The sequence below is a fragment of the Gymnodinialimonas ceratoperidinii genome (assembly GCF_019297855.1).
In the GTDB taxonomy this organism is placed as follows: domain Bacteria; phylum Pseudomonadota; class Alphaproteobacteria; order Rhodobacterales; family Rhodobacteraceae; genus Gymnodinialimonas; species Gymnodinialimonas ceratoperidinii.
The window spans coordinates 2,850,512-2,875,150 of the sequence record NZ_CP079194.1 but is presented as its reverse complement, the minus strand read 5'-3'; the positions used below and the strand labels follow the sequence as shown (position 1 = coordinate 2,875,150).

The following is a 24,639-nucleotide window of genomic DNA, read 5'->3' as shown; positions in this document are numbered from 1 at the left end:
CGTATACTCATTTGTTTGGAGTGGCAATCAACTGCAATCCCGCGACGTTGCGCAGATCGGCCGCGGCCATCTGCAGTTCCGCCAGGGAACTTTCTAACCGCGTTTCAAGATTCGGCAATGCCAGCGGCAGGGTCGATCCGATCGCCGCGACCGGTGCATCCGGAGGGCCGACGGGGACGGCGAAGCCGCAGACGCCGTGCTCATATGCGCCGCGCACGACCTGATAAGGCGCGCTGCCGGTCAACAACACCTGCCCGATGGCGGTGGTCTCCAGCGGCAGGGCGGAGCCGACGGTCAGCCCGAGGGACACCCGCGCGCCGGGCCGGGCGGAGTGGGCGACGTAAATCGCGCGGTCCCCGTCGCGTACGGCCAGGCTGACATCACCGCCGAGGGTCTCGGCGTGGGCGTTGAGGATGGGTTGGACGGTACGTCCGAAGCCGCCCGCTTGCAGGAACAGGCCGGCGGGGCGCAAAACGCGGGCGGAGAGCGCGAAGGAGCGGCCGTTCTGCACGATCCAGCCGGCCTCGACGAGGGTGAGGGTCAGCCGCCGCGCTGTCGAGCGATCGAGCCCGGCGCGTTCGGCGATCTCCACGAGGGTAAGGGAGGAGGCTTCCTCGAAAGCGTCCAACACGCTCAGTCCCTTCAGGAGGGTTGTGGACAGGGTTTTGGACATGGGCGCTCCGGTGATTGACAGGGTGAGCTTAGCGCGCATAACATTGGAATGTCAACTAATGTGCGATTATCGCACAAACCGTGAGGGAGCCCAAGCCATGATGAGCCAGGAAATGAACGACCAGATCACCCGCGTCGGGCCGGAGGCTCCAGCGGGGAAAGTGCTGCGCCAGTACTGGCAGCCGGCGGCGCTCTCAGATGAGTTGATGGGCGTGCGTCCGGTGGTGCCGGTGAAGCTCCTCGGTGAAGAGCTGGTGCTGTTCCGTGACGAGACTGGCAACCTTGGCCTCATCGGCCGCCACTGCCCGCACCGCGGTGCCGACCTCGCCTACGGCCGGCTGGAGGACAACGGGCTGCGCTGTCCCTTCCACGGCTGGCACTTCGACTGCTCGGGTCAATGCGTGGAGCAACCCGGCGAGCCCGAAGGCTCGCGGATGCACGAGAAGATCAAGGCGGTCTCCTACCCGGTTCGCGAAGTGAACGGCATCATCTGGGCCTACATGGGCGCGGGCGATCCGCCCCCCTTCGCCCAGTTCGACTGCTTCCGCGCGCCGGACACCCATGTTTTCGCCTTCAAGGGGCTGTGGGAATGCAACTGGCTGCAGGCGATGGAAGTCGGCATCGACCCGGCCCATGCCTCTTTCCTGCACCGCTTCCTGCAGGACGAGGACCCGGCTGACAGCTACGGCAAGCAGTTCCGCGACAAGGCGGGCAACACCGAGATCCCGATGACCAAGCTCCTGCGCGATTACCCGCGCCCCGAGATCACGGTGGACGAGACAGATTACGGCCTCAAGCTCACTGCGCTGCGCCACCTCGATGACGGCCGCACCCATGTGCGCGTCACCAACCAGATCTTCCCGCAGGCGATCTGCATTCCGATGAGCCGCGAGATGACCATCACCCAATGGCACGTGCCCGTGGATGACGAGACCTGCTACTGGTTCTCCATGTTCACCAGCTTCGGCGCGCCAGTCGACAAGGTGAAGATGCGCGACCAGCGGCTGGAAGAGCACCGGCTGCCGGATTACGCGCCGCTCAAGAACGCGCGAAACAACTATGGCTATGATGTAGAAGAACAGGGCAAGCTGACCTACACGGGCATGGGGCTCGACATCAACGTGCACGATCAATGGGCGGTGGAATCCATGGGACGCATCCAGGACCGGACGCAGGAGCACCTCGGCAAGACCGACGTGGGCATCATCAAGTATCGCCGGATGCTGCGTTCTGCGATCGCCGCGATGGAGGCTGGCGAGCGCGAGGCGCTGAAGATGCAGAACGGCGGGACCGAGGCCATTCGCGGTCCGCTCTCCAATGATGCCATCGCGCCGGACGACAATTGGGTTGCCGCCAGCGAGGCAGCGGACCTCGAGCGTCGTGGACAGTGCAACTGGGACGCAAGCGTTTGACACCTCAAGATATTCTGAAGTTCGTGGAGGCGGAGGGGATCGAGACGATCCGCACCGTCTTCACCGATCCGCACGGCATCCTGCGCGGCAAGGTCCTGACCGCGTCAGCCCTTCCGGGCGCGCTGAAGAACGGCATCCGCGTGCCCTCCACGCTGCTTTTGAAAGACCTCTCGCACCGGACGGTGTTCCCGGTGTGGGGCGGGGAGGGCGCGCCGATGCAGGGCGCGTCCGATGTCCTCCTGCGCCTCGATCCGGCGAGTTTCCGGCGGCTGCCCTACGCGCCGCATTCCGCGCTGATCCATTGCGATGTCACGACGCTGGACGGGACACCGATCCCTTTCGCCTCTCGCACGCTCCTGCGCCGCGCCGAGGATGCATTGGCAGAGGAGGGGCTGACCGCGACCTTCGGGCTGGAGATCGAGTTTCAGATCTACCGCGTCGTCGACGCCCATCTCGCGCCCGGTGATGCAACGATGCCGGGGCGCGCGCCGCAGGTCGAAAATACCACGCAAGGCTATCAATACCTGACCGAGACCCGCTACGCGGAGGTGGAGCCGATCCTGGATCGCCTGCGCCGTGCGGCGGAGGAAATGGGCATGGATGTCCGCTCGGTCGAGGTCGAGATGGGGCCGTCGCAATTCGAGGTCACCTTCGCCCCCGCGAGCCCCATGCAGACTGCCGAGACGACGGTCAATTTCCGCACCCTTGCAAAAGAGCTCTGCGCCCGCCACGGCATGCTCGCCAGCTTCATGCCGAAGCCCGCGCTGCCCAATGCCGTGGCCAACGGCTGGCACATTCATCAAAGCGTGAGCGATGGCGCGGGGCGTAATATCTTCGCGTCTGACACGCCGGGTCTGAGTGAGGCGGCGGGGTTCTGGACCGCGGGTCTGCTGGAGCACGCGCGGGGCTGCTGCCTTCTTACCAACCCCGCCGTGAACAGCTACAAGCGCTTCGTGCCGCATCAGCTGGCCCCCAACCGCATCGGATGGGCCGATGACAACCGCGGCGCGATGATCCGCACGATCACGGCACCGGGCGATCCGGCCAGCCGGGTCGAAAACCGGGTGCCCGATAGCGCGATCAACCCCTATTTCGCCTTCGCCGGTCAGCTCTTCTCGGGTCTGTCGGGCCTCACGGCGCAGAAGGCGCCCCCGCCCGCGATGGCCGATCCCTACGGCGCCGACGCACCGGCGCTGCCTTCGAACCTCGGTGCGGCGCTCGACGCCTTCGCGGAGGCCTCGGCGCTGCGCGAGGCACTGACCCCGGAGGTCGCCGATTGGCTCCTGACCCTGAAACGGGCGGAGTGGGAGCGCTACCTGTCGCATATTTCCGATTGGGAGCAGGCGGAGTACTTCAACGCGCTCTAGGGTGCGGTATCCAGATATTGGATAGCTGGATCAGCATTCCCCGCTTGCGGTTATAGCAAAGACTGGCATTCTGAACGTCATCTTACAGGGGAGAATTCACATGGGTCGTCTCAGCGCATTCAATTTCAAGGCGTGGATCGACGAGCATCGTCATCTGCTCAAGCCGCCCGTCGGCAACAAGATGGTTTTCGAGGATGCGGACCTGATGGTGACCGTCGTGGGCGGTCCGAACAAACGGACCGATTACCACGACGATCCCGTGGAGGAGTTCTTCTATCAGCTTGAAGGCGACATGCTCCTCAAGCTCTACGATGGTGAAGAGTTCTATGACGTGCCGATCCGCGAGGGCGAAATCTTCCTGCTGCCGCCGCACGTGCGCCACTCTCCTCAGCGCCCGCAGGAGGGCAGCGTGGGTCTGGTGATCGAGCCGAAGCGTCCCGAGGGAGCGAAGGACGCGATCGAATGGTATTGCTTCAACTGCGGTAGCCTTGTGCACCGCTCCGAAATGCATCTGACCTCCATCGTTGACGATCTGCCGCCGGTCTACGCGGCGTTCTACGCTTCAGAAGAGGCGCGAACCTGCGGATCGTGCGGCGAGCTTCATCCCGGCAAGGAGCCCCCTGAAGGATGGGTGAAGCTGTAGCGGAGGAATTTGCTTTAGGCTTAAAATATCTTGCGTGGTGGCCGCTCTTGCGGCAGGGTGCGCTTGGAAAGTCGGCCATTTCACCTGAAAATGTGACCGAAAATATAGCTCGGACCAACGAAGTACCGGGCATCAACTAGGAGAGTAAAATGAAGAAATTCAATGCACTGATGGCATCCGCCGCGCTTGTCGTGACGGGCCTTGGCGTCACGCAAGCGGCGGCTGAAGAATTCCGGCTTGGCCTGATCACACCGCCGCCCCACGTCTGGACGCTGGCCGCCGAAGACTTCGGCGCGGCACTGAACGAGGCCTCCGGCGGCGAGCATTCCGTCACCGTTTTCCCCGCCCGCCAGCTCGGGAACGAGGCCGAGATGCTGCAGCAGCTGCAGACCGGCGCATTGGACATGGCCTTCATGACCGTTGCCGAAGTGTCGAACCGCGCGCCCGAATTCGGCGCGTTCTATGCCCCCTACCTGGCCAACGACATGGAGCACGCGGCCGCGATCCTGCGCTCTGACGCGGCGACCGCGCTGCTTGACCAACTGCCTGCCACCGTGGGTGTCGTGGGCGTGGGCTACGGTTCCGCCGGTATGCGCCAGATCCTGACCAACGGCGGCGCAGAGAGCGCGGCGGACCTTGCGGGCCAGAAAATCCGTATTACGCCCTTCGAGCCGATCCTCGATTTCTACAACGCCTTCGGGGTTGCCCCCACACCAATGCCGCTGCCGGCCGTCTTCGACGCGCTGGCCAACGGTCAGGTTGACGGCATCGACATGGATTCCGAGCTGATCGTGCTGCTCAACTACTACGAGCACGCCGATACGATGATCCAGACCAACCACATGATGTTCCCGATGGTCGGCCTCGTGTCAGGCCGCGTCTGGGCCGGTCTGTCGGAAGAGGATCAGGCGATGATCCGCGAGCTGATGGCCGCGGCCGTCGACAGCACGCTGGATGTCTACGTCGAGCGGGACGGCCCCTGGTTGGCCGAGATCGAGGCCACCGGCATCGACTATCAGGTCGCTGGTCCCGAATTCTTCGGGGATGCAATCGCCACTTGGGAAGCCGCCTGGGCCGACCGCGCGGGTGACGCCCTGGCAGCCCTGCGGGAAGCCGCGGCGGCAGCGGAATAAGCGTTCGCGCTCAACGACATGAGAGGCGCGCGGGGCATCCCTGCGCGCCCGCTTTATTGGGGTAGGGCAAACATATGCTGAACCGGATCTCCGCCGTCTGGGCGCGGATCGAAATGGCCGCGTCCGCCGCGCTTGCGGTTGGTGTGACGCTTCTGATCCTGTTGAACGTAGTCACGCGGTCGCTCAACAACGCGCTGTTCTGGGTCGACGAATCCGCCATCTACGCGATGGTCTGGATGACGTTCCTGGGAGCCTCCGCCGCCATTCACTATCGCCAGCAGGTCGCGATCACGATCGTGACGGACATGTTGCCCCTCGGCGCGCAGCGGGTCGCCGCGAAGCTGGTGGACCTTGCGATCTTCATCTTCGCCTGCGCCATGCTCTACTTCTGCTGGCGTTGGTACCTGCCGCTCGAGCTTGCCGGGGCGGGCTTTGATACGATGGCCTTCCAGGGCGCGACCTTCAACTTCATCTATGCCGAACCCACCTCGACCATCGGCATCCAGAAATGGATCATCTGGCTGGTCATGCCCCTGTTTTCCTTCGGGGTTTTCGTGCACGCCCTCGCGCATCTACTGAATTTCGACGCCCCCGGCGCCGAGAAATCGGCGGTGGCCACATGACCCCCTTCGTCTTTTTCGCCAAGCTCCTCCTCGCAGTACCCGTTGCCATTGTGCTTTCGTTAACGGCGATCTGGTACATCTGGGAAAGCGACAACGTGATCCTGTACGAGAGCTTTGCGCAACGCATGTTCTCGGGCATCGAATCCTACGGTCTGCTTGCCATTCCGCTGTTCATGCTGACCGGCGAGTTGATGAACGAGGGCGGAATGACGCGCCGCCTGATCAATGCCGCACGCGTGTTCGTTGGCGGCTTTCGGGGCGGGTTGGCCTATATCAACCTGCTGGCAAACATGTTCATGGCCGCTATCGTAGGCTCCGCGGCGGCGCAGATCGCCGTCATGTCCCGCGCCATGGTGCCGGCGATGGAAAAAGAGGGCTACGACCGGGGTTTCGCGGCCGCGACCACTGCCGCAGGTGGTCTGCTGGCACCGGTGATCCCGCCGTCGATGCTCTTCGTGATCTACGGCGTGCTGGCGCAGATCCCCATCGGCAACATGTTCCTCGCAGGCATCATTCCGGGCCTGATCCTTTCGGTCTGCTTCGCCCTGGTCATCGCCCTCATCGGCCTGCGACAGCAGTTTCCGAAGGGCGACTGGATGAGCGCGAAAGACGCGTGGGGCGCGCTGGTCTATGCGTTGCCCGCGATGCTGATCCCGGCCGCGATCATCGGCGGCATCATCGGCGGCATCGCCACCCCGACGGAATCCGCCGCCGTGGCAAGCGTTGTGGCATTTCTGCTTGGTTGGCTGCTCTATGGCGAGTTGAAGCCTGAAAAGCTGTTCGAAATGTTCAAGCGCACGGCGCTGAACGCCTCCCTGATCATCTTCATGATCGCCGCCGCGAACGTCTTCGGATGGGTCATCATCTACGAGGCGCTGCCGCAGCGGCTGGCCGAGTTCATCACCACGATCACGCAAAACCCCTTCGTGTTCCTGTTGATCGTCAACATCGTCCTGCTCTTCGTCGGCATGCTGATCGACGGCATCGCCGCAATCATCCTCGTGACGCCGATCCTTCTGCCAATCGCCATCCAAAGCTACGGCATCAGCCCGTACCAGTTTGGCGTCGTGATCTCGCTGAACCTCGTGCTCGGCCTGCTGACACCGCCCGTGGGCGTCGGGCTCTACATCGCGTCGGCAATGTCCGAGACGGCGACCGGCCGCATCCTGAAGGCGCTCTGGCCGTTCCTGCTGGCGGTGACGGCGGTACTGATCCTGCTCAGCTATTTCCCGGCGCTGTCGACGGCGTTGATCGACTGATCTCGGCGGCGGCGCCGTCCGCCGCCGTCTCCTTCAGGGCGCCAAGAAACAGGGCCGCCGCCGGAGAGAGCTGCGCATCGCCCCGATGGGTCACGCCGACGGGGCCGAAACTGAACGGCAGCTGGTAGTCCAACTCCACCAGCAGGTCCGAGGCAATGTCCGCGACGGCCACTTGCTTTGGCACCACGCCGATGAGCTTGCCTTGCCCCAGAAGCGCGCGGTTGGTGAGGTAATTCACGCTCTCGACCACGAGCGGAGGGTGGTATTGATCCGCGTCCATGAAGACCTCATCAATCTGGCGCCGCAGGGTTGTTTCAGCGGGCGGGAGGATCCAGCCGAAGGGGCGCAGATCGTCGAACTGAAGGGTTTTCGACCCGGCGAGCGGGTGGGTTCGGCCGACAATCAGGCTGATATTCTCCTCCACCAGCGGCACTTGGTGCAGGTCACGCCGGTGGCGGTGCGTCGGCAGCCGCCCGACCACCATGTCGAGCTCCCCCGTGCGGACCATGGGCATGAGCACCTCGTTCGTGCCCTCGACAACCTTGAAAGCCACGTTGGGGCGCGTCTCCAGCACCCGGCCGATGGCGGCAGGCACAAGGTGTGCGGCGCCGGCCACGAGGGTCCCGATGGTGACCCGTCCGATGGCGCCCTCGGTCAGATCCTCCATCTCCTGCGCGGCGGTGCCGAGCTGCGCGAAAATAAGCTGTGCGTGGCGGATCAAGGCAGCACCATGGGCCGTCGGGATGACGCCGCGATTGGTGCGGTCGAACAGGCGCACGTCAAAATCCGCCTCCAGATCCTTGATCAGCTTGGTCGCGGCGGGTTGCGAGATGTTCAGGGACTGTGCCGCGTAGAGGATGTTCTGATGCTGGCCCGCAGCCACGATCAGGCGCAGTTGGCGGAGCTTCAAGCGGCTGACCGCGCGCTCGAAAAGGGTGGGGTTGCTGGCCATGTCAGAGGGCCGTCGCAGGTCTGCATGTCTGGGCGTTCGTCATTCGCATGGCTCCCTCGCTGATATGCTGAAAACTTGTTAGCAGAAGTCCTAGATACCCATTTAGGTTATATCTACCCCCTCCTAATACAATTTCGCAATCGCGCGCGCGCGTGGTTAATTTCGGCAACATGTTTGATCGTCCTGCCTCCCTGATCGGCACATCGCCGGTGGATCGTCGCGCCGCTCTTCGGCTGAGGGGCGAGGGGCTTTACGTAGGCGACGTCGCGTTGACCAATCCCCTGCACCTCAGCTTTGCGCGGGCGACGGAACCGCGGGGAGATCTCGCCAGCATCGACACGGCGGATGCGTTGGAGGTGCCCGGTGTGGTGGCCGTGCATGTGGGCGAGGACGTGGCGGGCTTGGGCGCGCTGTCGGTCAATCCCGTGCTGACGATGCGCAAGGCGGCCAACTACCCGATCCTTGCCCATGAGCGTGTGAGCGGCCTGGGACAGCCGGTAGCCGCGGTGCTGGCAGAAACGCCCCACGCGGCGCTGGACGGGGCGGAGGCGCTGTGGGTCGATATCGAGCCGTCCAAGGCGCCGGCCGATGACACGGTCGCCGAGCGGACGTGGCGAACGGGCGACCCCGAAGCGGCCTTCGCGCAGGCAGCCCATGTGGTGGAGGTCGAGGTGCGCCACCCAAGGCTCGCGCCATCCTCGCTGGAGCCGCGCGCAATCGCGGTGGAGTGGGCCGAAGAGGGGCTGACGATCTGGCTTTCCTCGCAGACGCCGCACCGCGCGCGATTGGAGCTGGCGAAAATTCTGGATGTGGAGGTCGAGACACTCCGCGTGATCGCGCCGGACGTGGGCGGTGCGTTCGGGATGAAGGCCTCGCTCTATCCCGAGGAGGTCTTCGCCGTCTGGGCCGCGCTCAAACACCGGCGCTCGGTGCGCTGGTGCGCGACACGGAGCGAGGAGTTTCTCTCGGCCACCCAAGGGCGCGGCTTGGCGACAGCGGGCAGGCTCGCCGTCTCGACAGAGGGCGATTTCCTTGCGCTGGACGCCCGGGTGACGGCGCCGGTTGGGCCTTGGCTCGCGAATTCAGCCCTGATCCCGGCTTGGAACGCGGCCCGTGTCCTGCCTTGCGGCTACGAGATCGAAAGCGTCGATATCGAGACCCGCGCGGTCCATGATGCCCGCGCGCCGATGAGCATCTATCGCGGGGCCGGACGGCCCGAGGCGGCCTGCCTGATGGAGCGCCTCGTCGACGAAGCCGCGCGTGCCACGGGTCTTGACCCCATTGCGATCCGCGCGCGCAACCTCGCAGCGCCGGGCGCGCTGCCTCTGCGTACGGCAACAGGCAACCTGCTGGATTCAGGGGATTATCCTCAGGTGCTGTCGAAATGTGCCGCAGCCGCTGGCTACGACGCCCTGCGCGCGGAACGTGACCGCAAGCGTGCCGAAGGGCAGCTTTCGGGCATCGGCGTCGCCTTTTATCTGGAGCCTTCGGGCGAAGGGTTCGAGACGGCGCGCGTGACTTGGACCGAGGCGGGGGTGACGGTCGCCAGCGGCTCGTCCAGCCAGGGGCAGGGACGCGAGACCGGCTATGCGCAGATCGCCGCGGAGCTCCTTGATGTGCCGATGGAGGCGGTCGCGGTCTTGCAGGGTGATACCGGGAGCTGTCCCGAAGGGATCGGCGCGGTCGCCTCTCGCAGCACGGCCATCGGCGGCAGCGCGGTCTTCGTGGCCTGCGAGCGTCTCCGCGCGCGGCGTCTGGCGGGGGAACCCCTGCCGCTGGAGGAGGACGTACGCTACGAGAACGAAGGTCAGGCTTGGGGCTATGGCGTCTATATCGTGGCGCTCGACATCGCCCGCGATACCGGTGCGATCGAGATCACGCAGGCCACCTGCCTCGATGATGCGGGCCGCATCCTCAACCCGGCGTTCGTCGAAGGTCAGATCCGTGGCGGCTTCGCTCAGGGCTTCGGCGAGGCGATGATGGAGGCGGTTCACTACGATGACGACGGCCAGCTTCTGACCGGCAGCCTGATGGACTACGCCCTGCCGCGTGCCGCCGACATGCCCAACCTCGATATCAACACGACGCATCATCCCTCGCCCTTCAACGCTCTGGGCGCCAAGGGGGTGGGGGAGGCCGGCACCATCGGGGCGCCCGCCGCACTTCTCAACGCAGCGCTGGACGCGCTTTCACCAATCGGCGTGACCGACCTCGACATGCCGCTCACACCTTGCAAAATCTGGTCCGCTATCCGCGACGCCGAAGGGAAAAACACATGAAATACAGCCGCATGGACGCGAAAGATCACGCGCAGGAACACTTCAAGGGCATCTGGGCCGCCTGCCTCAACCCATGGCGGGAGGACGGCTCATTCAACGAGGAAGGCTTCCGCTCGAACATCCGGCACTGGATCGATGATCTGTCGATCGCGGGGTTTTTCATTGCCGGCAAGCAGGGTGAATTCTTCTCCATGACCCTGGAGGAGCGCAAACAGAACATCGAGATCGCCGTCGACGAATGCGGCGCGAAGGCCGGCACGATCTTCTCGGCCTCCGACCAGAACTTCGAGACGGTGGTGGAGCTGGCCCTGCATGCTCAGAACTGCGGCGCCGACTACGTCGTGGTCCACGCGCCGGTGCTGCATTTCGTCAGCAATCAGGACGAGATCCTGTACCAGTATTACAAGGCACTGTGCGAGCGGGTCGACATCGGCATCGCGATGTGGAGCCATCCCGACAGCGGCTACCTGATGTCACCGCAACTCTGCGCCCGGATTGCAGAGCTGCCGAACATCGTCGCGATCAAATATTCCGTCCCGCGGCCTTTGTATGTTGAATTGACGCAACTCGCCGGAGACAAGATCCACGTATCAACCGCCGATGAAAGCGCGTGGCTCGACAACATCGAAGAGCTGAACTGGAAGCTCTACCTCTGTTCCTCACCGCCCTACCAGATCCAGTCTAAGGTGGATCAGCGGATGAACGAATACACACGACTGGCCTTCGAGGGGAACTTCGCCGAGGCGCGGCGCGTGCGCGATAGCCTCGACCCGGTCCGCACCGCCTTCAAGCAGACGAAACCGGCGGACAAGCCACAGGCCCATGGCAAATACTGGCAGGAGCTTCTGGGCCAAGTCGGGGGTGGCGTGCGGGCGCCGATGTTGAACCTGACTGAGGCCGAAAAAGCGGCAACGCGGGCGGCCTTTGCCGCGAGCGGGTTGAAGGTCTGAGCCTAGGCCTTGCGCCCGAAGACCCCCTTGTTCCGGCAAAGGGCCGGGGGGGTATCGGTGACGGAGGCAATCGTGACCCGGTTGCCGCAATCCGCATGATGCGCGCAGATCAGGCAATTCTGAACGATCTCCTTGAACCGCCCGCGATAGCGTTCGTCGAAGAGATCGACGTTCAGCGCCCGAGCCATGTTCTTTGCATGGGCCACGCTGCGCGCGGTCCGACGCTCGAACGGCGTGGAGTCCGGTTTGTCGATGAGGTCTGCCAGCCTTGCAGAGGTAGAACGGCCGTTGAATTCCATTGACGACACGGGGCTCTTCCTCCTTCTTCTCTGGCGCTTTCTACGCGCGTGTCGGGCGCCTTGCGCCGTATAGTCGGCGTCAGGTCAGCATCCGCAGGCGAGGCGTCGCCAACGGAGTTATGTCGTCGCACCGAATAGGGATCGGCAGCTAAAGAGAGATGCGTCAAAAGCCGAAGCTTCAGGGACGCGTCCTGCGTCTTGCCGTATGGACGCGCTGCGCCCGCATGGACTGAGAAAAAGATCAACGGCGCCTCTAGAATTTGCCGCTGACCAAGATTCCAAGTCTCCTTCAAAGTTATTTATCGTTTAATCAGAAGGCAATACCCTCGAGAGAAAAAAATATACATGTGTGGTTGTGTACAGGTATCCGCGATTTAGTCGTGAGCGTCATTTCCTTGAGATTGACACCCCGCGCGAAGGCTCACACTTTGCGAGCATTCTGGGAGGATTTTCATGCGCGATTACTCACTTAACGGAACCGAGAGCGCGCGGGCGGTGGAATTGGGATTGGCCTCGGCCGAATGGTACCATTCAGAGGTGCCGCGCAAGGTCATGAAAGGATTGATGCGCCGCAGCGACGCGCCCGCGACCCGTGACACGGTATTATGGATCGGCCTGATGGTGGTGACGGCTCTTGCCGGTGTCCTGACATGGGGCACATGGTGGTGCGTGCCGTTTTTCGCCGTCTATGGCGTGCTCTATGGCTCCGCCTGCGACAGTCGCTGGCACGAGTGTGGTCATGGCACGGCATTCAAGACGCAGTGGAAGAACGACTGGGTTTATATCCTCGCCAGCTTCATGGTCATGCGCAATCCCGTCGCCTGGCGCTGGAGCCACGCGCGCCATCACACGGATACGATCATCGTCGGGCGCGATCCCGAGATTGCGATGATGCGTCCGCCCGACATCGCGCGAAAGGCGCTGGCCTTCATTGGCATCCCCGACGTGTTCCAGCACTTCGCCATTCTTGTGCGGCAGGCACTCGGGCAGGTGAATGGAGACGAGGCGGATTACATTCCCGAGAGCGAGGTGCCGAAGGTCGCCTTCTGGGCGCGGATCTTCGTCGGCATCCATCTGGCGGCTGTGCTGGCCGCGCTGGTAAGCTGGTCGCTGCTGCCTCTCGTCCTGATCGGCGGGCCGCGCATTTACGGCGCGTGGCACATGGTCATGACCGGGTTGCTTCAGCACGGGGGCTTGGCGGAAGACGTGCTCGACCATCGTCTGAACTCCCGCAGCGTTCTGATGAACCCGGTCAGCCAGTGGATTTACTGGAACATGAACTACCACGTCGAACATCACATGTTTCCGATGGTGCCCTATCATGCGCTGCCCAAGCTCCACGAATTGATCAAGGATGATCTGCCGCCCGCCAATCCTTCCATCGCCGCCGCCTACCGAGAGATGCTCGGCGCGCTGTGGCGACAGCGCAAGGAGCCGGGGCATTTCCATCGCAAGGAACTGCCGCCCGGCGCGCGGCCCTACCGTGAAGAGCTGCACGGCGAGGATGCCTTGCCCGAAGCGGGATGAGCGAACCTGTCGTGGCGGATCTGACGGGAAAACACCTGCTGGTCACCGGCGCCGCGCGCGGCATCGGCGCGGCGATAGCGGAGGCCTGCGTGAAAGCCGGCGCCGAGGTGATCGGTGTGGACCGCGACCCCGTGCCCGGCGGCATCGTGGCAGATCTTGGCTTGCCGGACGCGCCGGAAATGATCTTCTCCGAAGCCATTGGCCGGTGGGGGCAGGTCGACGGGCTGGTCAATGCCGCCGGGCTCACCACGCGGGCGTCTTTCACGGATGCAGATGTGCAGCGTTTCGACGCGATCATCGCTGTTAACCTCCGCGCGCCCTTCTTCCTCATGGCGGCATTGATTGCGCATCTGCGCAAGCGCGAGGCGCCGGGCGCGGTGGTCAATATTCAGTCCGTCAACGCCCATTGCGGGATCGAGGAGCTGGCGATTTATGCGGCGAGCAAGGGTGGGTTGCAGACCCTCACCAAGAACGCGGGGCAAGCACATATGGCCGATCGCATAAGGGTTAACGGCATTAACCTCGGTTGGGTCGCGACAGAGACGGAGCGCGCCATTCACGCGGACAAGGGCGCGGAGTGGCTGGAGAGGCAGGGACAGGCACAGCCCTTGGGGCGGTTCATCAGGGCGGAAGAATGCGCGGCGCAGGCGGTGTGGATGCTGTCCGACGCCTCGGCCCCGATGAGCGGTGTAAGTATCGACCTCGAACAATGGGTGCCGGGCGCCGCTCCTTAGGCCACCGGCGCCGTGGAGTCGCGGACCACCAGTTCGACCGGCAGCAGCTCTTCCACGGGGGGCACCGGCGTCTCAGTGGCAGAGAGGCATTGCAACAGACGTGCGGCAGCGGTGCGTCCCAAGCGCACCCGGTCTTGCCGGATCGTGGTTAACGCCGGCACGTAGAAGGCCGACATGTCGATGTCGTCGAAGCCCACAACCGAGATGTCCTCGGGCACCCGCAAACCGCCTGCTTTCAGCCCGGCGATCAGGCCGAATGCCACCATGTCCGCCGCGCAGAAAACGGCGGTGGGACGGTCCTCCATCGCGATGATCCGTTGCGCGGCCCCTCGCCCCGATTCAAGCGAGAAGTCGCCCCGGATAATCCAATCCTCTCGCGCCGGCAGCCCCAACCGGCTGCGCTCTTCCAGCATTCCCCTGCGCCGCACGCCGGTCAGAACATTGCCCTCGGGTCCGGTGATATGCGCGATCTTGCGGTGGCCCAGAGCATAGAGATGCTGGATCGCCAATCTCGCGCCTTCGGCGTTGTCGGACTGGATCGACGGGAATGCGTAGCCATCGACCCATTCGCACGCAAAGACGATGCGTTCGTCGACGCCGGCAGTACGACAGGCATCGAGGGTGGCGGGGCTCAGCCCTCCATCGAGCGAAACCACGCCGTCAATGCGGCCGGAGGTGAAGTTGCCCGCAAGCTCTCCGTCATCAAGGGGCCGGCTTTCCGTATCGGCGATGAGAACCGCATAATCGCTTCCCGCGATGCCGTCCGAGATGCCCTGCAAGATCTCGGAATAGAAGGGTTTTCCAAGGTTCGGGACGAGGATCAACACAGCGCCCGCACGGCGCATCCGCAGGTTACGCGCGGCCTGATTTACCTGGTAACCAGTGCTTCGAACCGCCTCCAACACCGCCTTGCGCGTCGCCTCGGAGACGACGGCCGGGTTCGACAGCGTCCGGCTCACCGTCGCCGTAGAGACCTTGGCCGCGCGAGCCACGTCCTGAATTGTCGCGTTTCTGGAAGCCATAAGTCTCCGCCAAAATGAGGGATTGTGTCTTGACTCGAATCCCCGCGTGGTTCGAGTATGTAATCGATTTCATCGCCGACAAAGGGAAAAGTTCGCGAAAGCGGCGTCGGCGGGATCAGGGAGCGGAGGGGAGAGGCTGTGACAAGCCCGGTTGTCCACATGAGCGCGGAGCCGCGCGAGCGCGACGTGGTTGTCGTCGGTGCCAGCCGTGGCGGCATCGGCGCGTCGATCGCACGTGCCTTTCGCGACGCGGGCGCCCGCGTGCGCGTGACCGGTGTGGAAGATCAGCCGCTGGCGGACGAGGGCTTCGAATACACGCAGCTCGATGTGACGGACACGGACGCGGTGCAAGCTTTCGCAGAGGGTGTCGATAAGCTGGACGTCTTGGTTAATTGCGCCGCGATCACCAAGCGCGGGGCCGAGATGGACGCGGCGTTTTTCGCCCATGTGCTGGACGTGAACCTGACGGGCTCGCTGCGCTGTGCAGATGCGTTGCACGCGGCGCTGAAGGGGGGCTGCGTGATCAACGTCGCGTCGATGTACGCGCGCTTCGGCTCGCCCCTCAACCCCGCCTATGGCGCCTCCAAGGCGGGGGTGGAGCAAATGACGAAATCGCTCGCGATTGCCTGGGCCGATGATGACATCCGCGTCAACGCCATCGCGCCGGGATTTATCGTGACCGAGCAATCGGCGCGCGCCCGGACAGACCCGGAGTTCACCGCACGGGTCGAGGCGCGGACCCCGATGAAGCGGTGGGGGCAGCCCGACGATGTTTCAGGCGTCGCGCTGTTTCTGGCCAGCGACGCGGCGCGGTTTGTCACCGGGGTCACCATCCCGGTTGATGGAGGATATTCTGTTGCTTGAGAGGACCTTATGACGAATTTCGCAGCCATAGGCGCCGCGGTCGTGGGCACCGGCTTCATCGGAACCGTCCACACGCAGGCGCTGCGCCGTCTGGGCGTGCAGGTCCGTGGTGTCTTGGGATCATCTGCCGCCCGCGGCGCGCAACGCGCGACCGAGATGGGGGTGCCCAAGGCCTACGCTGATCTTGACGAGCTGTTGGCCGACGACACCGTCGACGTCGTTCATGTGACGTCGCCGAACCACGCCCATTACGCGCAGGTTCTGGCCATTCTGCGGGCCGGCAAGCACGTGATCTGCGAAAAGCCCCTCGCGATGACCTCGGCCGAGAGCGCCGAAATGGTCGAGGTCGCGCGCGCCTCGGGCAAGGTCGCGGCGGTTTGCTATAACATTCGGTTCTACCCCCTGAACCAACAGGCCCACGGCATGGTGGCTGCGGGGGAGCTTGGCGATATCCGTTTCGTTTCAGGCCACTACCATCAGGATTGGTTGGCCAAACCGACGGATTGGAACTGGCGCCTGGACGCGGACGAGGGGGGTGCGCTGCGCTCGGTCGGGGATATCGGCACCCATTGGGTCGACCTCACCAGCTTCGTGACGGGCCTGAAGGCGGAGGCCGTGATGGCCGAGCTCGCGACCTTCATCCCCGAGCGCGAGAAGCCGACCGGCCCCGTCGAGACCTTTTCGAGCGCCGCCGGTACGACAGAGACCGTCGAAATCGCCACCGACGATGCTGCGATGATCGTCATCCGCTACCCGAACGGCGCGCGGGGGGTGATGTCGACCTCGCAGATCAACATGGGCCGCAAGAACTCGCTTCAATGGGACGTGGCGGGGGCCAAGGCCTCGGCCGCATGGGACAGTGAGACGCCGGACCACCTGTTCATCGGCCACCGCGACCGCGCCAACGAAACCCTGATGCGGGACTTCACGCTGATGAACGAGGCAGGCGTCGCGGCGGCGGCTCTGCCGCCCGGTCACGTGGAAGGCTTTGCCGACAGTTTCTTCAACTTTTTCCGCGCGGTATATGCCGACGTTGAAGTGGGAGAGCGGCAGGAAAACAGCACCTGGGCCACCTTCGAGGATGGCCATTACGAGATGCGCTTCTGCGATGCGGTCGTCATGTCCGCGCGGGAAGAGCGGTGGGTGCGTCTGGACGAGGTCGAGGGATAAACATGGAACTTGGAATTCTTACCGCGCCACTGGAAGACATGGACCTGCTCGACGTAGGCCAATGGGCGGGCGACAACGGTTTCTCTGCGCTGGAAGTCGCGTGCTGGCCCGCGTCCGGGGGCGAGAAACGACGCTACGCGGGCACCTCGCATATCGATGTGGACGGCCTGTCGCAAAGCCGGGGTGACGAGATCAAGTCGGGGCTCGCCGAGCGGGGCGTCAGCATCTCTGGCCTCGGATATTACCCCAATCCTCTCCACGCAGAGGCGGCGCATCGTGAAGAGGTCATCGGCCACCTGATGAAGGTCATCACGGCGGCAGGCACAATGGGGGTGCCGGTTGTTAACACTTTCATCGGCGGCGATCGCAGCCTGAACGTCGATGATAACTGGGCCCGCGCGATCGAAATCTTCAACCCGATCGTCGCCCACGCCCAAGCGTCCGGCGTGCGCCTCTGCTTTGAAAATTGCCCGATGATTTTCAGCTATGACGAATGGCCCGGCGGGCATAACATCGCTTACAGCCCAAAGATCTGGCGCCGCATTTTCGAACAATGGGGAGAGGCGGTCGGCATGAATTTCGACCCGTCACACCTGATTTGGCAGTTCATCGATCAGACCCGGTTCATCAAGGAGTTCGGGGGGCAGATGGCCCATGTTCACGCCAAGGACGTGATGATCGACCACGACGGGCTGTATGAAAACGGAACGATGTCCACGGGCATGGGGTGGCAGATACCACGCCTTTGCGGCTTGGGAGACGTGGATTGGAGCGGGTTTTTCTCGGGCCTCTACCGTGCCGGTTATGACGGACCTGTCATCATCGAGCATGAGGATCGGGATTTCGAGGGCACGGAGGACCGCGTGAAGCGCGGCTTCCTGCTCGCCCGCGACGTGCTGGCGCCATACATCAAGTAGTCGCCGTAAGTATTTGTAATTACTAAGTACCAAAGGGAGAAGAGACCAATGAAGAAACTTCTGACAACAGCCGCAGCGCTCGCCATGATGGCCCCGGCAGCCTACGCGGACGGCCATGGCAATTACACCATCGGCGTCTCGAACACCGTCCAGGGCAACGGTTGGCGCGAGCAGATGATTTGCGCCATGCGCGCGCAGGCGGCCGCCGAAGGTGACGTGGAAAGCCTCATCGTGGCACACCGCAACACGGATGCGGCAGGCCAGCTCGAAGACCTCAACAACCTGATCGAAGCGGGAGTCGATGCCATCGTGCTCAACCCTGCGAACCCCGACGCGCTGAACTCGGCGCTCGACGCCGCCATCGAGGCCGGCATCGTCGTGGTGGCCGTTGATGCAGGCGTCTCGGCGGAAGGTGCCTACATCCTGTCCAACAACCAGGAAGAATACGCCTACCTCGGCGCGCGTTGGTTGTTCGAGCAAATCGGCGGCGAAGGGGACGTTGTCTACATGCGCGGCATCGCGGGTGTGTCGGCGGATACGGACCGCGACAACGGCTTCCGCCGGGCCCTTGAGGAGTATCCGAACGTTAACGTCGTCCATGAGGTCTTTACCGGTTGGCAACAGGATCAGGGCAAGCAGCAGATGTTTGACTTCCTCGCCACCGGCATTCCCTTCGACGGCGTCTGGACCTCCGGCATCGACAACGTGATCGTGGATGCCTTCGTCGAATCCGGCGCGCCGCTTGTGCCGATCGTCGGCGCGGATAACGCGGGCTTCGTGCAATACCTCAACGACATCGAAGGCTTCACCGGCGCGGCAGTGACCAACCCCGGCTCTGTCGGCGGTGCGGGCATCGCGCTGGCGGTGGACATCCTGAACGGCAACGCACCCGAAGAGACCACGGTGCTGGTCGATCCGGTGCTGTGGGAGAACGCCACGCCTGAAGGTCAGGAGACCATTGCCGGGGCTCTGAACCCCGATCTGGACCCCGAATGGCCGGTCTCCGTCTCGATCCCCGGCTGGACCGATTACTCGATGGAAGAGATCATCGCCTGCGAGGGCTGATCCGAAAACAGTCGGCCCGCAAGCGGCCGTGTCAGAACGCGGCTCACCGGGGGGCAACTTCGGTGAGCTGCAAAGAAACGAACAAGATCAGAGGCTTCATGGGCGGGACAGAGCAAGCGACGTTGTTGGATGCAACAGGTGTCGCCAAGAGTTTCGGAGCGGTGCGGGCGTTGACCGACGCGAGCCTGCATGTCGCGCCGGGCGAAGTCGTGGCCCTCATGGGGGCCAACGGCGCGGGCAAATCGACCTTCGTGAAAATCCTGACCGGCGCGTTGAAGCCGGACGCCGGACGGGTCCTGATCCGCGGCGAGGAGGCGCATGTGGGCTCTCCCGCGCAGGCCCGTCGCTCGGGCCTCGTGCCGGTCTACCAAGAGCCCTCGCTGATCCCGGATCTCGACGTGGCGGACAATCTGCGCCTTGGTGACACGCCCAGAGAGGCTTTCCTGCACTGGGTGCACGAGCTTGGCATCAAGGGCGTGCGGATGGATGACATGATCGCCGATCTGCCGCTGGCGACCTTGCGCATTCTCGATCTGGCGCGGGCGCTGGCAAGCGAGCCGGACGTGCTTCTGCTGGACGAATTGACCGCCGCGCTGCCCACGGACCTCGTGGAAAACGTGCTGCGCGTGGTGCGGACGCAGGCCGATGAGGGGCGCGGGGTGATCTACATCTCGCACCGCTTTACCGAAATAGCCGAGCTTTGTGACAGCGCCACGGTGCTGCGCGACGGCAAGACCGTGGGCGCGCTTAAGATCGAGCCCGGGGTGGAGGATCGCTGCGTCGAGCTGATGTTGGGCGCAAAATTGAGCCTCGACCGCCGCGAGGCCGGCGCGGCGCGGGTCAACACCGGCGTGCCGCGCCTGCGGGCGCGCGATATCGCCATCGCACCCAAGGTCAGCAATGTCTCTTTCGAGCTTTATCCCGGCGAAGTCCTCGGCGTCGTCGCGCTGGAGGGGCAGGGGCAGGACGAGGTCTTCGACGTCCTTTCCGGCCATGTGAAACCCACCGGGGGCACGCTGGAGGTGGACGGCACGCCGATGCACTTCGGCCACCCTGCCGACGCCATCGCCGCGGGGCTGAGCTTCGTGCCCGGCGACCGCGCCCATGCGCTGCTGCGCGAACGCTCGGTGCGGGAGAATATCGCTTTGCCGTTCTCGGCCCGCATCAGGGATTGGGGCCCGCTGAAGGGCCGTCACGAGAAGCAGCGCGTGGACCATGCCATTGAAAAGCTTCAGATTGACACCCGTGCCCAAGGCGAGGTTCAGCGCCTTTCCGGGGGCAATCAGCAGAAGGTCACCATCGGCCGCTGGCTGGCTCACGGGGTCGAGACACTGTTGTTGTTCGACCCGACGCGAGGCATCGACGTTCGCACCAAGCGGCAAATCTATCCGCTGGTGCGCGAGCTCGCCGAGCAGGGTGCAGCGGTGCTGTTCTACACCTCGGAATTGGAGGAGGTCCCCTTGGCCTGTGACCGCGCCATCGTCATATTCAACGGTCGCGTCGTGGACGTCATCGACGCCGCAGATGCCTCGGAAGAGGCGCTGATGCGTGCCGCCTACGGCTTGACCGAAGAGAGTGCCGCGTCATGAACCGTCGATTGCAAAAACACGCCTGGACCCTCGGGTTGGTCCTGTTGCTGGCGGTCCTGATGATCGTCACCAAGCTGATCCAGCCGAGCTTCGGGGCGACGGGGTTGGAAAGCCTCGCCCGCGCCGCTCTGCCCTTTGCCTTCGCCACGGTCGCCATGGCAATTGTCGTGATCGTGGGCGGCATTGACCTCTCCATCGCCTCGATGATGGCGGTCTGCGGGGTGACGGCGGCGGTGCTGATGCAGAGCATGGGCGTCGTGCCTGCCGTCGCCATCACCCTCGTCGTGGGTCTGGTCATGGGGGCGATCAACGGCACGCTGATTGTGGTCACGAGGGTGCCAGATATCGTCGTGACGCTGGCGATGCTTTTCGTGTGGGAAGGGGTGGCGCTCCTCATCCTCACGTCACCGGGCGGCACGGTTGCGCCGGGTCTGCGGTCACTGATCTCTGGCGCGATGATCCCCGGTGTGCCGAATGCGCTGATCTTCATGGCGGCAGCTGTCGCGCTGGTCTGGCTGCCGATCCGGCGCTCGAAACTGGGGCTGTCGATCTACGCCGTGGGCTCGGACGAACTGGCCGCCTTCCGATCCGGCATCAACGTGGCTTGGACCAAGATCACCGCCTATGGGCTCGCGGGGCTTCTCTCGGCCATGGGCGGGCTTTCGTTAATCATGTTAACCGGCATCGGCGAGCCTGTGCCCGGCCCCTACCTTCTGGCTTCCGTCGCGGCGGTCGTGCTTGGCGGTGTCGTGCTTGGCGGCGGGCGGGGCGGATTGCTCGGGCCAATCATCGCCGTCTTCGTGCTTCGGATCATCCGCACGATCCTGACGCTCGCAGCCGTTGATCCCAACGTGACCACCATCGTCGAGGGCGTCATCATGGTCGCGGTCGTGATGCTCGGCGCAGTTCTAACCTACAGGGGGGCGCGCGGATGAGCGAGCAACCACGCATCCACGCCGACGCGGCTGTCGAGACGGGCTTCAAGCGCTTCGGGCGTTATCTCGCGGACAATCCGGTCATTCCCCTGATCGCCTTCCTGCTGCTTCTCGTCGTCGTGCTCGAGATCATGCGCCCCGGCATCGTCACGCCGTTTCGCGCAGGCCGGGACGGCATCATCTCCACCTTCTGGGTCGGCAACCTGATCAAGTTCGCCATCCCCCTTGCGATGCTGGCTGCCTGCCAGGTGTTAACGATGTTAACCGCCGGCATCGATATGAGCGCGGGCATCCTCGCGACGGTTTCCGCCTTCGTCTGTGCGACGTTGGCGCCCCTGATCGGCGTGACGCCGGCGGTAATGATCGCGCTCGGCACTGGCGTCGTCGCGGGGTTGGTCAACGGCTTCGGTGTCGGCATCGTCCGGGTGCATCCGCTGATCATGACGCTTGGCACCGGGCTGATCGCCACGGGATGCCTTCAGGTCTACCAGCGCTTCGTGATCTCCACTGGGACGCTGATCCCCGAGACGCTGGTCTGGCTCGGCACCGGGCGCACGGCGGGCATGCCCAACGGGCTCTTTGTCTTTGTGCCCTTCGCGGCGGCGGTGCTCTACCTGATGCGGTTCACCGGCTTCGGGCGGCTCTTGTTTGCGCTCGGCTCCAACGAGGCGGCGGCCAAGCTCAGCGGGGTGCGCGGCTGGCAGGTCTACCTCGCGCTCTACGCCCTCTCGGGGCTGATCGCGGCGCTGGCGGGCCTGCTCTACCTTGGCATGATCCGCACGCCCTCCCTCTCCTTGGCCAACCCGCTGCTCCTGCCGAGCGTCGCCGCGGCGGTGATCGGCGGCACGTCGATCTTCGGCGGGCGCGGCAGCTTTGCGGGCGCAATCGTCGGGGCCTTGATCCTGCGGGTGATCGACACGATGCTGACCCTTCTGCAAATGCCCGAAGGCGCACGGATCGCGTTCTTCGGCCTGATCATCCTGCTTGTCACAGCATTATACGTACGTATCACGGGGGCTCGTTAACCATGGTTTACAAGGTTGTCGGTATCAGCTTCGACCATATGCACATGGGCGATTTGCTGCGGTTGGTGGACAATCATCCCAACGCGGAGATTGCGGCACTCTACGACCCGGATCGCGCCAAGATGCAGAGCGCGGCCGAGACGTTCAACGTCCCCGAGGAGGCGCTTTTCACCGATTTTGACGCCTGCATGGCCGCCGGACCCTACGACCTCGCCATCCTCTGCTGCGCCACGGCGGACCATGCCGAGATGACCGAGCGGTTGGCCCCGCATGGGCTGCACATCCACGTGGAGAAGCCCTTCGCCGACAGCGCCGACAACGCGCGCCGGATGATCGCGGCGATGGAGGGGACCGGCAAGATCATGTCGATCAACTGGCCGCTGGCTTGGGTGGAATCGCATCTGACCGCCAAGCGCTTGATCGATGAGGGCATGATCGGCGAGCTGCGCGAGGTGCATTTCTACGACGGCAACCGCGGCCCGCTGTTCCACCTTGCCGACAAGGTCGAAGTCTCGCCCGAGGAGGTAGAGGCCCAGAAGCCCGACAGCTGGTGGTACAAGGCCGCGTCAGGCGGGGGCAGCCTTCTGGATTACATGGGCTACGGCGCGACTCTCGGCACCTGGTACATGGGTGGCGAAGCGCCGCTGGAGGTCACGTGCAGCGTTGATGACACGCCGGGCATCGAGGTTGATCAGCACGCCATCGCGGTGGTTCGATACGCCAGAGGTCTCAGCAAGATGGAGACGCGGTGGGGCACGTTCACCGATCCATGGACGGAGAACCCGCAACCCACCTGCGGCTTTGTCTTTGTCGGCAGCGATGGCACCATCAGCAGCCCGGACTACGCGCAGACCGTCACCGTTCAGACCCGCGCGCGGCCTGAAAAGCACGAGATCGCGGTCGATCCCTTGCCCGAGGGGCGCGCCGACGCGATTGCCTATATCATCGATTTGATCGAGAATGGCGAAGCGCCCGAGGGGCCGTTCGATCCGGCGCTTTGCCTTACGGCGCAACGGATTGTGGACACCGCCGCTGCCGCGGCCGCGCAAAAACGGACATTGGAGCTCTTGCCATGAGCGATGCCACCCAAGACGCAGGCGATCTCGAAAGCTACGCCCTGAAAGCTGCCGATCTGCCAGTGATCGACGCGCCTGACGTGGCCTACCGCCCGCCCATGCCGAAAAACTACCGGCCCCGCATCGGGATGATCGGGACCGGCGGCATCTCCGGCTCGCACCTCGACGCCTATCGCGATGCCGGTTGGGAAGTTGCGGCGATGTGGAACCGCACGCCCTCGAAATGCGAGGCTAAGGCCGCGGAATTCTGCCCGGGCGCGCGGATCGAGGACGACTGGAAATCGATCCTCGAGTCCTCCGACATCGATGTGGTGGACATCACGCTGCACCCGGAACATCGGACCGAGATCATCCGGGCCGCCCTGAAGGCCGGCAAGCATGTGTTGAGCCAGAAGCCCTTCGTGACCGACCTCGACGAGGGCATCGGCCTCGTGAAGCTGGCGCAGGACCGGGACGTGAAGCTCGCCGTTAACCAAAACGGCCGGTGGGCGCCGCATTTCTCCTACATGCGGGAGGCCGCGCGGGCCGGGCATATTGGCGATATCCTCTCGGTCCATCTGGCGGTCCATTGGAACCATGGCTGGACGGCCGGCACGCCGTTTGACGCGATCGAAGACCTGATCCTCTATGATTTCGGCGTCCATTGGTTCGACTTCGTGAACTCCGTCGTCGGCGAACGGGCGGAGGCGGTGTTCGCGCAGGCGACCCACGGCGCAGGACAGGCCAACAAGGTGCCGCTTCTGGCGCAGGCAATGGTGCGCGTGCAGGGCGGGCAGGCATCGGTCGTGTTCGACGGCGGTATGCCCCAAGGGCCGCGGGACACGGCCTTCGTCGGCGGCACCAAAGGTTCGCTGGTGTCGGACGGGCCGGACCTGAGCCGGCAGGTGGTGACGCTGACGACAGCTGAAGGCATCGCGCGCCCGAAGCTGGAAGGGCAATGGTTCAACGATGGGTTCAAGGGCACGATGGGAGAGCTTCTCTGCGCCATCGAAGAGGACCGCGAGCCATCGAACGGCGCGGCTGAAAACCTGCGCAGCCTCGCCATGGCCTTCGCGGCCGTACGCTCCCGCATGACCGGACGCGAGGTCGAGATCGGCGAAGCAAGCCGGTTGGACAGCTAGAAAAT

General features: G+C 64.1%; 24 protein-coding genes. 20 read left to right on the top strand and 4 right to left on the bottom strand.

The window, feature by feature from the left end; all coding sequences use genetic code 11:
• Positions 1 to 7: 7 nt before the first annotated feature.
• Entirely contained in the window at positions 8 to 673 is a 666-nt protein-coding gene (locus tag KYE46_RS13875) for an IclR family transcriptional regulator (protein WP_219001277.1), read from the bottom strand.
• Between the two features lie 100 nt (positions 674 to 773).
• Between KYE46_RS13875 and KYE46_RS13870 the strand changes: the two genes are divergently transcribed.
• The 7 genes from KYE46_RS13870 (at position 774) to KYE46_RS13840 (ending at position 7,109) form a co-directional block, all read left to right on the top strand.
• Positions 774 to 2,084, top strand: a complete 1,311-nt coding sequence (locus KYE46_RS13870; protein WP_428845062.1) for a Rieske 2Fe-2S domain-containing protein — start codon at positions 774 to 776, stop codon at positions 2,082 to 2,084.
• Positions 2,081 to 3,451, top strand: coding sequence for a glutamine synthetase family protein (locus tag KYE46_RS13865; protein ID WP_219001273.1), 1,371 nt, complete (start codon positions 2,081 to 2,083; stop codon positions 3,449 to 3,451). The genes KYE46_RS13870 and KYE46_RS13865 overlap by 4 nt, the downstream gene beginning before the upstream one ends.
• 100 nt (positions 3,452 to 3,551) lie before the next feature.
• The gene (locus KYE46_RS13860; RefSeq protein ID WP_219001271.1) at positions 3,552 to 4,094 is read left to right on the top strand and encodes a 3-hydroxyanthranilate 3,4-dioxygenase; all 543 of its coding nucleotides are present in this window, start codon (positions 3,552 to 3,554) and stop codon (positions 4,092 to 4,094) included.
• Positions 4,079 to 4,234: a hypothetical protein gene (locus tag KYE46_RS13855; RefSeq protein ID WP_219001270.1), complete on the top strand. Its 156-nt coding sequence runs from the start codon at positions 4,079 to 4,081 to the stop codon at positions 4,232 to 4,234. The genes KYE46_RS13860 and KYE46_RS13855 overlap by 16 nt, the downstream gene beginning before the upstream one ends.
• A gap of 9 nt (positions 4,235 to 4,243) precedes the next feature.
• Positions 4,244 to 5,227, top strand: coding sequence for a TRAP transporter substrate-binding protein (locus tag KYE46_RS13850; protein ID WP_219001269.1), 984 nt, complete (start codon positions 4,244 to 4,246; stop codon positions 5,225 to 5,227).
• Between the two features lie 74 nt (positions 5,228 to 5,301).
• On the top strand, positions 5,302 to 5,850 hold the full coding sequence (locus tag KYE46_RS13845) for a TRAP transporter small permease (RefSeq protein WP_219001268.1): 549 nt from the start codon (positions 5,302 to 5,304) through the stop codon (positions 5,848 to 5,850).
• Entirely contained in the window at positions 5,847 to 7,109 is a 1,263-nt protein-coding gene (locus tag KYE46_RS13840) for a TRAP transporter large permease (protein ID WP_219001267.1), read from the top strand. Before KYE46_RS13845 ends, KYE46_RS13840 begins: the two co-directional genes overlap by 4 nt.
• Here KYE46_RS13840 and KYE46_RS13835 read toward each other — a convergent pair.
• Complete coding sequence (locus KYE46_RS13835) at positions 7,069 to 8,061, bottom strand: LysR family transcriptional regulator (RefSeq protein ID WP_219001266.1); 993 nt, start codon at positions 8,059 to 8,061, stop codon at positions 7,069 to 7,071. The two genes, KYE46_RS13840 and KYE46_RS13835, sit on opposite strands and share 41 nt — an antisense overlap.
• A gap of 170 nt (positions 8,062 to 8,231) precedes the next feature.
• Here KYE46_RS13835 and KYE46_RS13830 point away from each other — a divergent pair, with 170 nt between their 5' ends.
• Together KYE46_RS13830 and KYE46_RS13825 are read left to right on the top strand one after the other, a co-directional pair.
• Positions 8,232 to 10,340, top strand: a complete 2,109-nt coding sequence (locus KYE46_RS13830) for a xanthine dehydrogenase family protein molybdopterin-binding subunit (RefSeq protein WP_219001265.1) — start codon at positions 8,232 to 8,234, stop codon at positions 10,338 to 10,340.
• Positions 10,337 to 11,290 carry a dihydrodipicolinate synthase family protein gene (locus KYE46_RS13825; RefSeq protein ID WP_219001264.1) on the top strand — a complete coding sequence of 318 codons (954 nt, stop codon included), beginning with the start codon at positions 10,337 to 10,339 and terminating at the stop codon, positions 11,288 to 11,290. The genes KYE46_RS13830 and KYE46_RS13825 overlap by 4 nt, the downstream gene beginning before the upstream one ends.
• Positions 11,291 to 11,292: 2 nt before the next feature.
• Here KYE46_RS13825 and KYE46_RS13820 read toward each other — a convergent pair whose 3' ends face one another.
• Positions 11,293 to 11,589, bottom strand: a complete 297-nt coding sequence (locus KYE46_RS13820; protein ID WP_247716979.1) for a DUF6455 family protein — start codon at positions 11,587 to 11,589, stop codon at positions 11,293 to 11,295.
• Positions 11,590 to 12,042: 453 nt separating this feature from the next.
• On the opposite strand from KYE46_RS13820, the gene KYE46_RS13815 reads away from it, so the two are divergent.
• Both KYE46_RS13815 and KYE46_RS13810 read left to right on the top strand, forming a co-directional pair.
• Positions 12,043 to 13,116: a fatty acid desaturase family protein gene (locus KYE46_RS13815; protein WP_219001259.1), complete on the top strand. Its 1,074-nt coding sequence runs from the start codon at positions 12,043 to 12,045 to the stop codon at positions 13,114 to 13,116.
• A complete protein-coding gene (locus KYE46_RS13810; RefSeq protein WP_247716840.1) occupies positions 13,113 to 13,850 on the top strand; it encodes an oxidoreductase in 738 nt (245 codons plus the stop codon). Before KYE46_RS13815 ends, KYE46_RS13810 begins: the two co-directional genes overlap by 4 nt.
• On the opposite strand, the gene KYE46_RS13805 is transcribed toward KYE46_RS13810, so the two are convergent.
• The gene (locus tag KYE46_RS13805) at positions 13,847 to 14,872 is read right to left on the bottom strand and encodes a LacI family DNA-binding transcriptional regulator (protein WP_219001258.1); all 1,026 of its coding nucleotides are present in this window, start codon (positions 14,870 to 14,872) and stop codon (positions 13,847 to 13,849) included. The two genes, KYE46_RS13810 and KYE46_RS13805, sit on opposite strands and share 4 nt — an antisense overlap.
• Positions 14,873 to 15,010: 138 nt before the next feature.
• On the opposite strand from KYE46_RS13805, the gene KYE46_RS13800 reads away from it, so the two are divergent.
• The 9 genes from KYE46_RS13800 (at position 15,011) to KYE46_RS13760 (ending at position 24,634) form a co-directional block, all read left to right on the top strand.
• Entirely contained in the window at positions 15,011 to 15,736 is a 726-nt protein-coding gene (locus tag KYE46_RS13800; RefSeq protein ID WP_247716839.1) for an SDR family NAD(P)-dependent oxidoreductase, read from the top strand.
• A 9-nt stretch (positions 15,737 to 15,745) separates the two neighbouring features.
• On the top strand, positions 15,746 to 16,906 hold the full coding sequence (locus KYE46_RS13795) for a Gfo/Idh/MocA family protein (protein WP_219001256.1): 1,161 nt from the start codon (positions 15,746 to 15,748) through the stop codon (positions 16,904 to 16,906).
• A gap of 2 nt (positions 16,907 to 16,908) precedes the next feature.
• On the top strand, positions 16,909 to 17,823 hold the full coding sequence (locus tag KYE46_RS13790; RefSeq protein ID WP_219001254.1) for a sugar phosphate isomerase/epimerase family protein: 915 nt from the start codon (positions 16,909 to 16,911) through the stop codon (positions 17,821 to 17,823).
• Between the two features lie 48 nt (positions 17,824 to 17,871).
• Positions 17,872 to 18,888: an ABC transporter substrate-binding protein gene (locus KYE46_RS13785; RefSeq protein WP_219001252.1), complete on the top strand. Its 1,017-nt coding sequence runs from the start codon at positions 17,872 to 17,874 to the stop codon at positions 18,886 to 18,888.
• Between the two features lie 98 nt (positions 18,889 to 18,986).
• A complete protein-coding gene (locus KYE46_RS13780) occupies positions 18,987 to 20,477 on the top strand; it encodes a sugar ABC transporter ATP-binding protein (protein WP_219001250.1) in 1,491 nt (496 codons plus the stop codon).
• Positions 20,474 to 21,412, top strand: coding sequence for an ABC transporter permease (locus KYE46_RS13775; protein WP_219001248.1), 939 nt, complete (start codon positions 20,474 to 20,476; stop codon positions 21,410 to 21,412). Before KYE46_RS13780 ends, KYE46_RS13775 begins: the two co-directional genes overlap by 4 nt.
• A complete protein-coding gene (locus tag KYE46_RS13770) occupies positions 21,409 to 22,437 on the top strand; it encodes an ABC transporter permease (protein WP_219001246.1) in 1,029 nt (342 codons plus the stop codon). Before KYE46_RS13775 ends, KYE46_RS13770 begins: the two co-directional genes overlap by 4 nt.
• 2 nt (positions 22,438 to 22,439) lie before the next feature.
• Positions 22,440 to 23,513 (top strand): Gfo/Idh/MocA family protein, encoded by a 1,074-nt coding sequence (locus KYE46_RS13765; RefSeq protein WP_219001245.1) that lies wholly within the window; start codon positions 22,440 to 22,442, stop codon positions 23,511 to 23,513.
• Entirely contained in the window at positions 23,510 to 24,634 is a 1,125-nt protein-coding gene (locus tag KYE46_RS13760) for a Gfo/Idh/MocA family protein (RefSeq protein ID WP_219001243.1), read from the top strand. Before KYE46_RS13765 ends, KYE46_RS13760 begins: the two co-directional genes overlap by 4 nt.
• Positions 24,635 to 24,639 lie beyond the last annotated feature (5 nt).

Excerpts from the sequence above, each read along its gene's own strand:
- KYE46_RS13875 (WP_219001277.1), bottom strand. The coding sequence starts at position 673 with ATGTCCAAAACCCTGTCCACAACCCTCCTGAAGGGACTGAGCGTGTTG.
- KYE46_RS13870 (WP_428845062.1), top strand. The coding sequence starts at position 774 with ATGAGCCAGGAAATGAACGACCAGATCACCCGCGTCGGGCCGGAGGCT.
- KYE46_RS13860 (WP_219001271.1), top strand. The coding sequence starts at position 3,552 with ATGGGTCGTCTCAGCGCATTCAATTTCAAGGCGTGGATCGACGAGCAT.
- KYE46_RS13855 (WP_219001270.1), top strand. The coding sequence starts at position 4,079 with ATGGGTGAAGCTGTAGCGGAGGAATTTGCTTTAGGCTTAAAATATCTT.
- KYE46_RS13850 (WP_219001269.1), top strand. The coding sequence starts at position 4,244 with ATGAAGAAATTCAATGCACTGATGGCATCCGCCGCGCTTGTCGTGACG.
- KYE46_RS13845 (WP_219001268.1), top strand. The coding sequence starts at position 5,302 with ATGCTGAACCGGATCTCCGCCGTCTGGGCGCGGATCGAAATGGCCGCG.
- KYE46_RS13840 (WP_219001267.1), top strand. The coding sequence starts at position 5,847 with ATGACCCCCTTCGTCTTTTTCGCCAAGCTCCTCCTCGCAGTACCCGTT.
- KYE46_RS13835 (WP_219001266.1), bottom strand. The coding sequence starts at position 8,061 with ATGGCCAGCAACCCCACCCTTTTCGAGCGCGCGGTCAGCCGCTTGAAG.
- KYE46_RS13830 (WP_219001265.1), top strand. The coding sequence starts at position 8,232 with ATGTTTGATCGTCCTGCCTCCCTGATCGGCACATCGCCGGTGGATCGT.
- KYE46_RS13825 (WP_219001264.1), top strand. The coding sequence starts at position 10,337 with ATGAAATACAGCCGCATGGACGCGAAAGATCACGCGCAGGAACACTTC.
- KYE46_RS13820 (WP_247716979.1), bottom strand. The coding sequence starts at position 11,589 with ATGGAATTCAACGGCCGTTCTACCTCTGCAAGGCTGGCAGACCTCATC.
- KYE46_RS13815 (WP_219001259.1), top strand. The coding sequence starts at position 12,043 with ATGCGCGATTACTCACTTAACGGAACCGAGAGCGCGCGGGCGGTGGAA.
- KYE46_RS13810 (WP_247716840.1), top strand. The coding sequence starts at position 13,113 with ATGAGCGAACCTGTCGTGGCGGATCTGACGGGAAAACACCTGCTGGTC.
- KYE46_RS13805 (WP_219001258.1), bottom strand. The coding sequence starts at position 14,872 with ATGGCTTCCAGAAACGCGACAATTCAGGACGTGGCTCGCGCGGCCAAG.
- KYE46_RS13795 (WP_219001256.1), top strand. The coding sequence starts at position 15,746 with ATGACGAATTTCGCAGCCATAGGCGCCGCGGTCGTGGGCACCGGCTTC.
- KYE46_RS13790 (WP_219001254.1), top strand. The coding sequence starts at position 16,909 with ATGGAACTTGGAATTCTTACCGCGCCACTGGAAGACATGGACCTGCTC.
- KYE46_RS13785 (WP_219001252.1), top strand. The coding sequence starts at position 17,872 with ATGAAGAAACTTCTGACAACAGCCGCAGCGCTCGCCATGATGGCCCCG.
- KYE46_RS13780 (WP_219001250.1), top strand. The coding sequence starts at position 18,987 with ATGGGCGGGACAGAGCAAGCGACGTTGTTGGATGCAACAGGTGTCGCC.
- KYE46_RS13775 (WP_219001248.1), top strand. The coding sequence starts at position 20,474 with ATGAACCGTCGATTGCAAAAACACGCCTGGACCCTCGGGTTGGTCCTG.
- KYE46_RS13770 (WP_219001246.1), top strand. The coding sequence starts at position 21,409 with ATGAGCGAGCAACCACGCATCCACGCCGACGCGGCTGTCGAGACGGGC.
- KYE46_RS13765 (WP_219001245.1), top strand. The coding sequence starts at position 22,440 with ATGGTTTACAAGGTTGTCGGTATCAGCTTCGACCATATGCACATGGGC.
- KYE46_RS13760 (WP_219001243.1), top strand. The coding sequence starts at position 23,510 with ATGAGCGATGCCACCCAAGACGCAGGCGATCTCGAAAGCTACGCCCTG.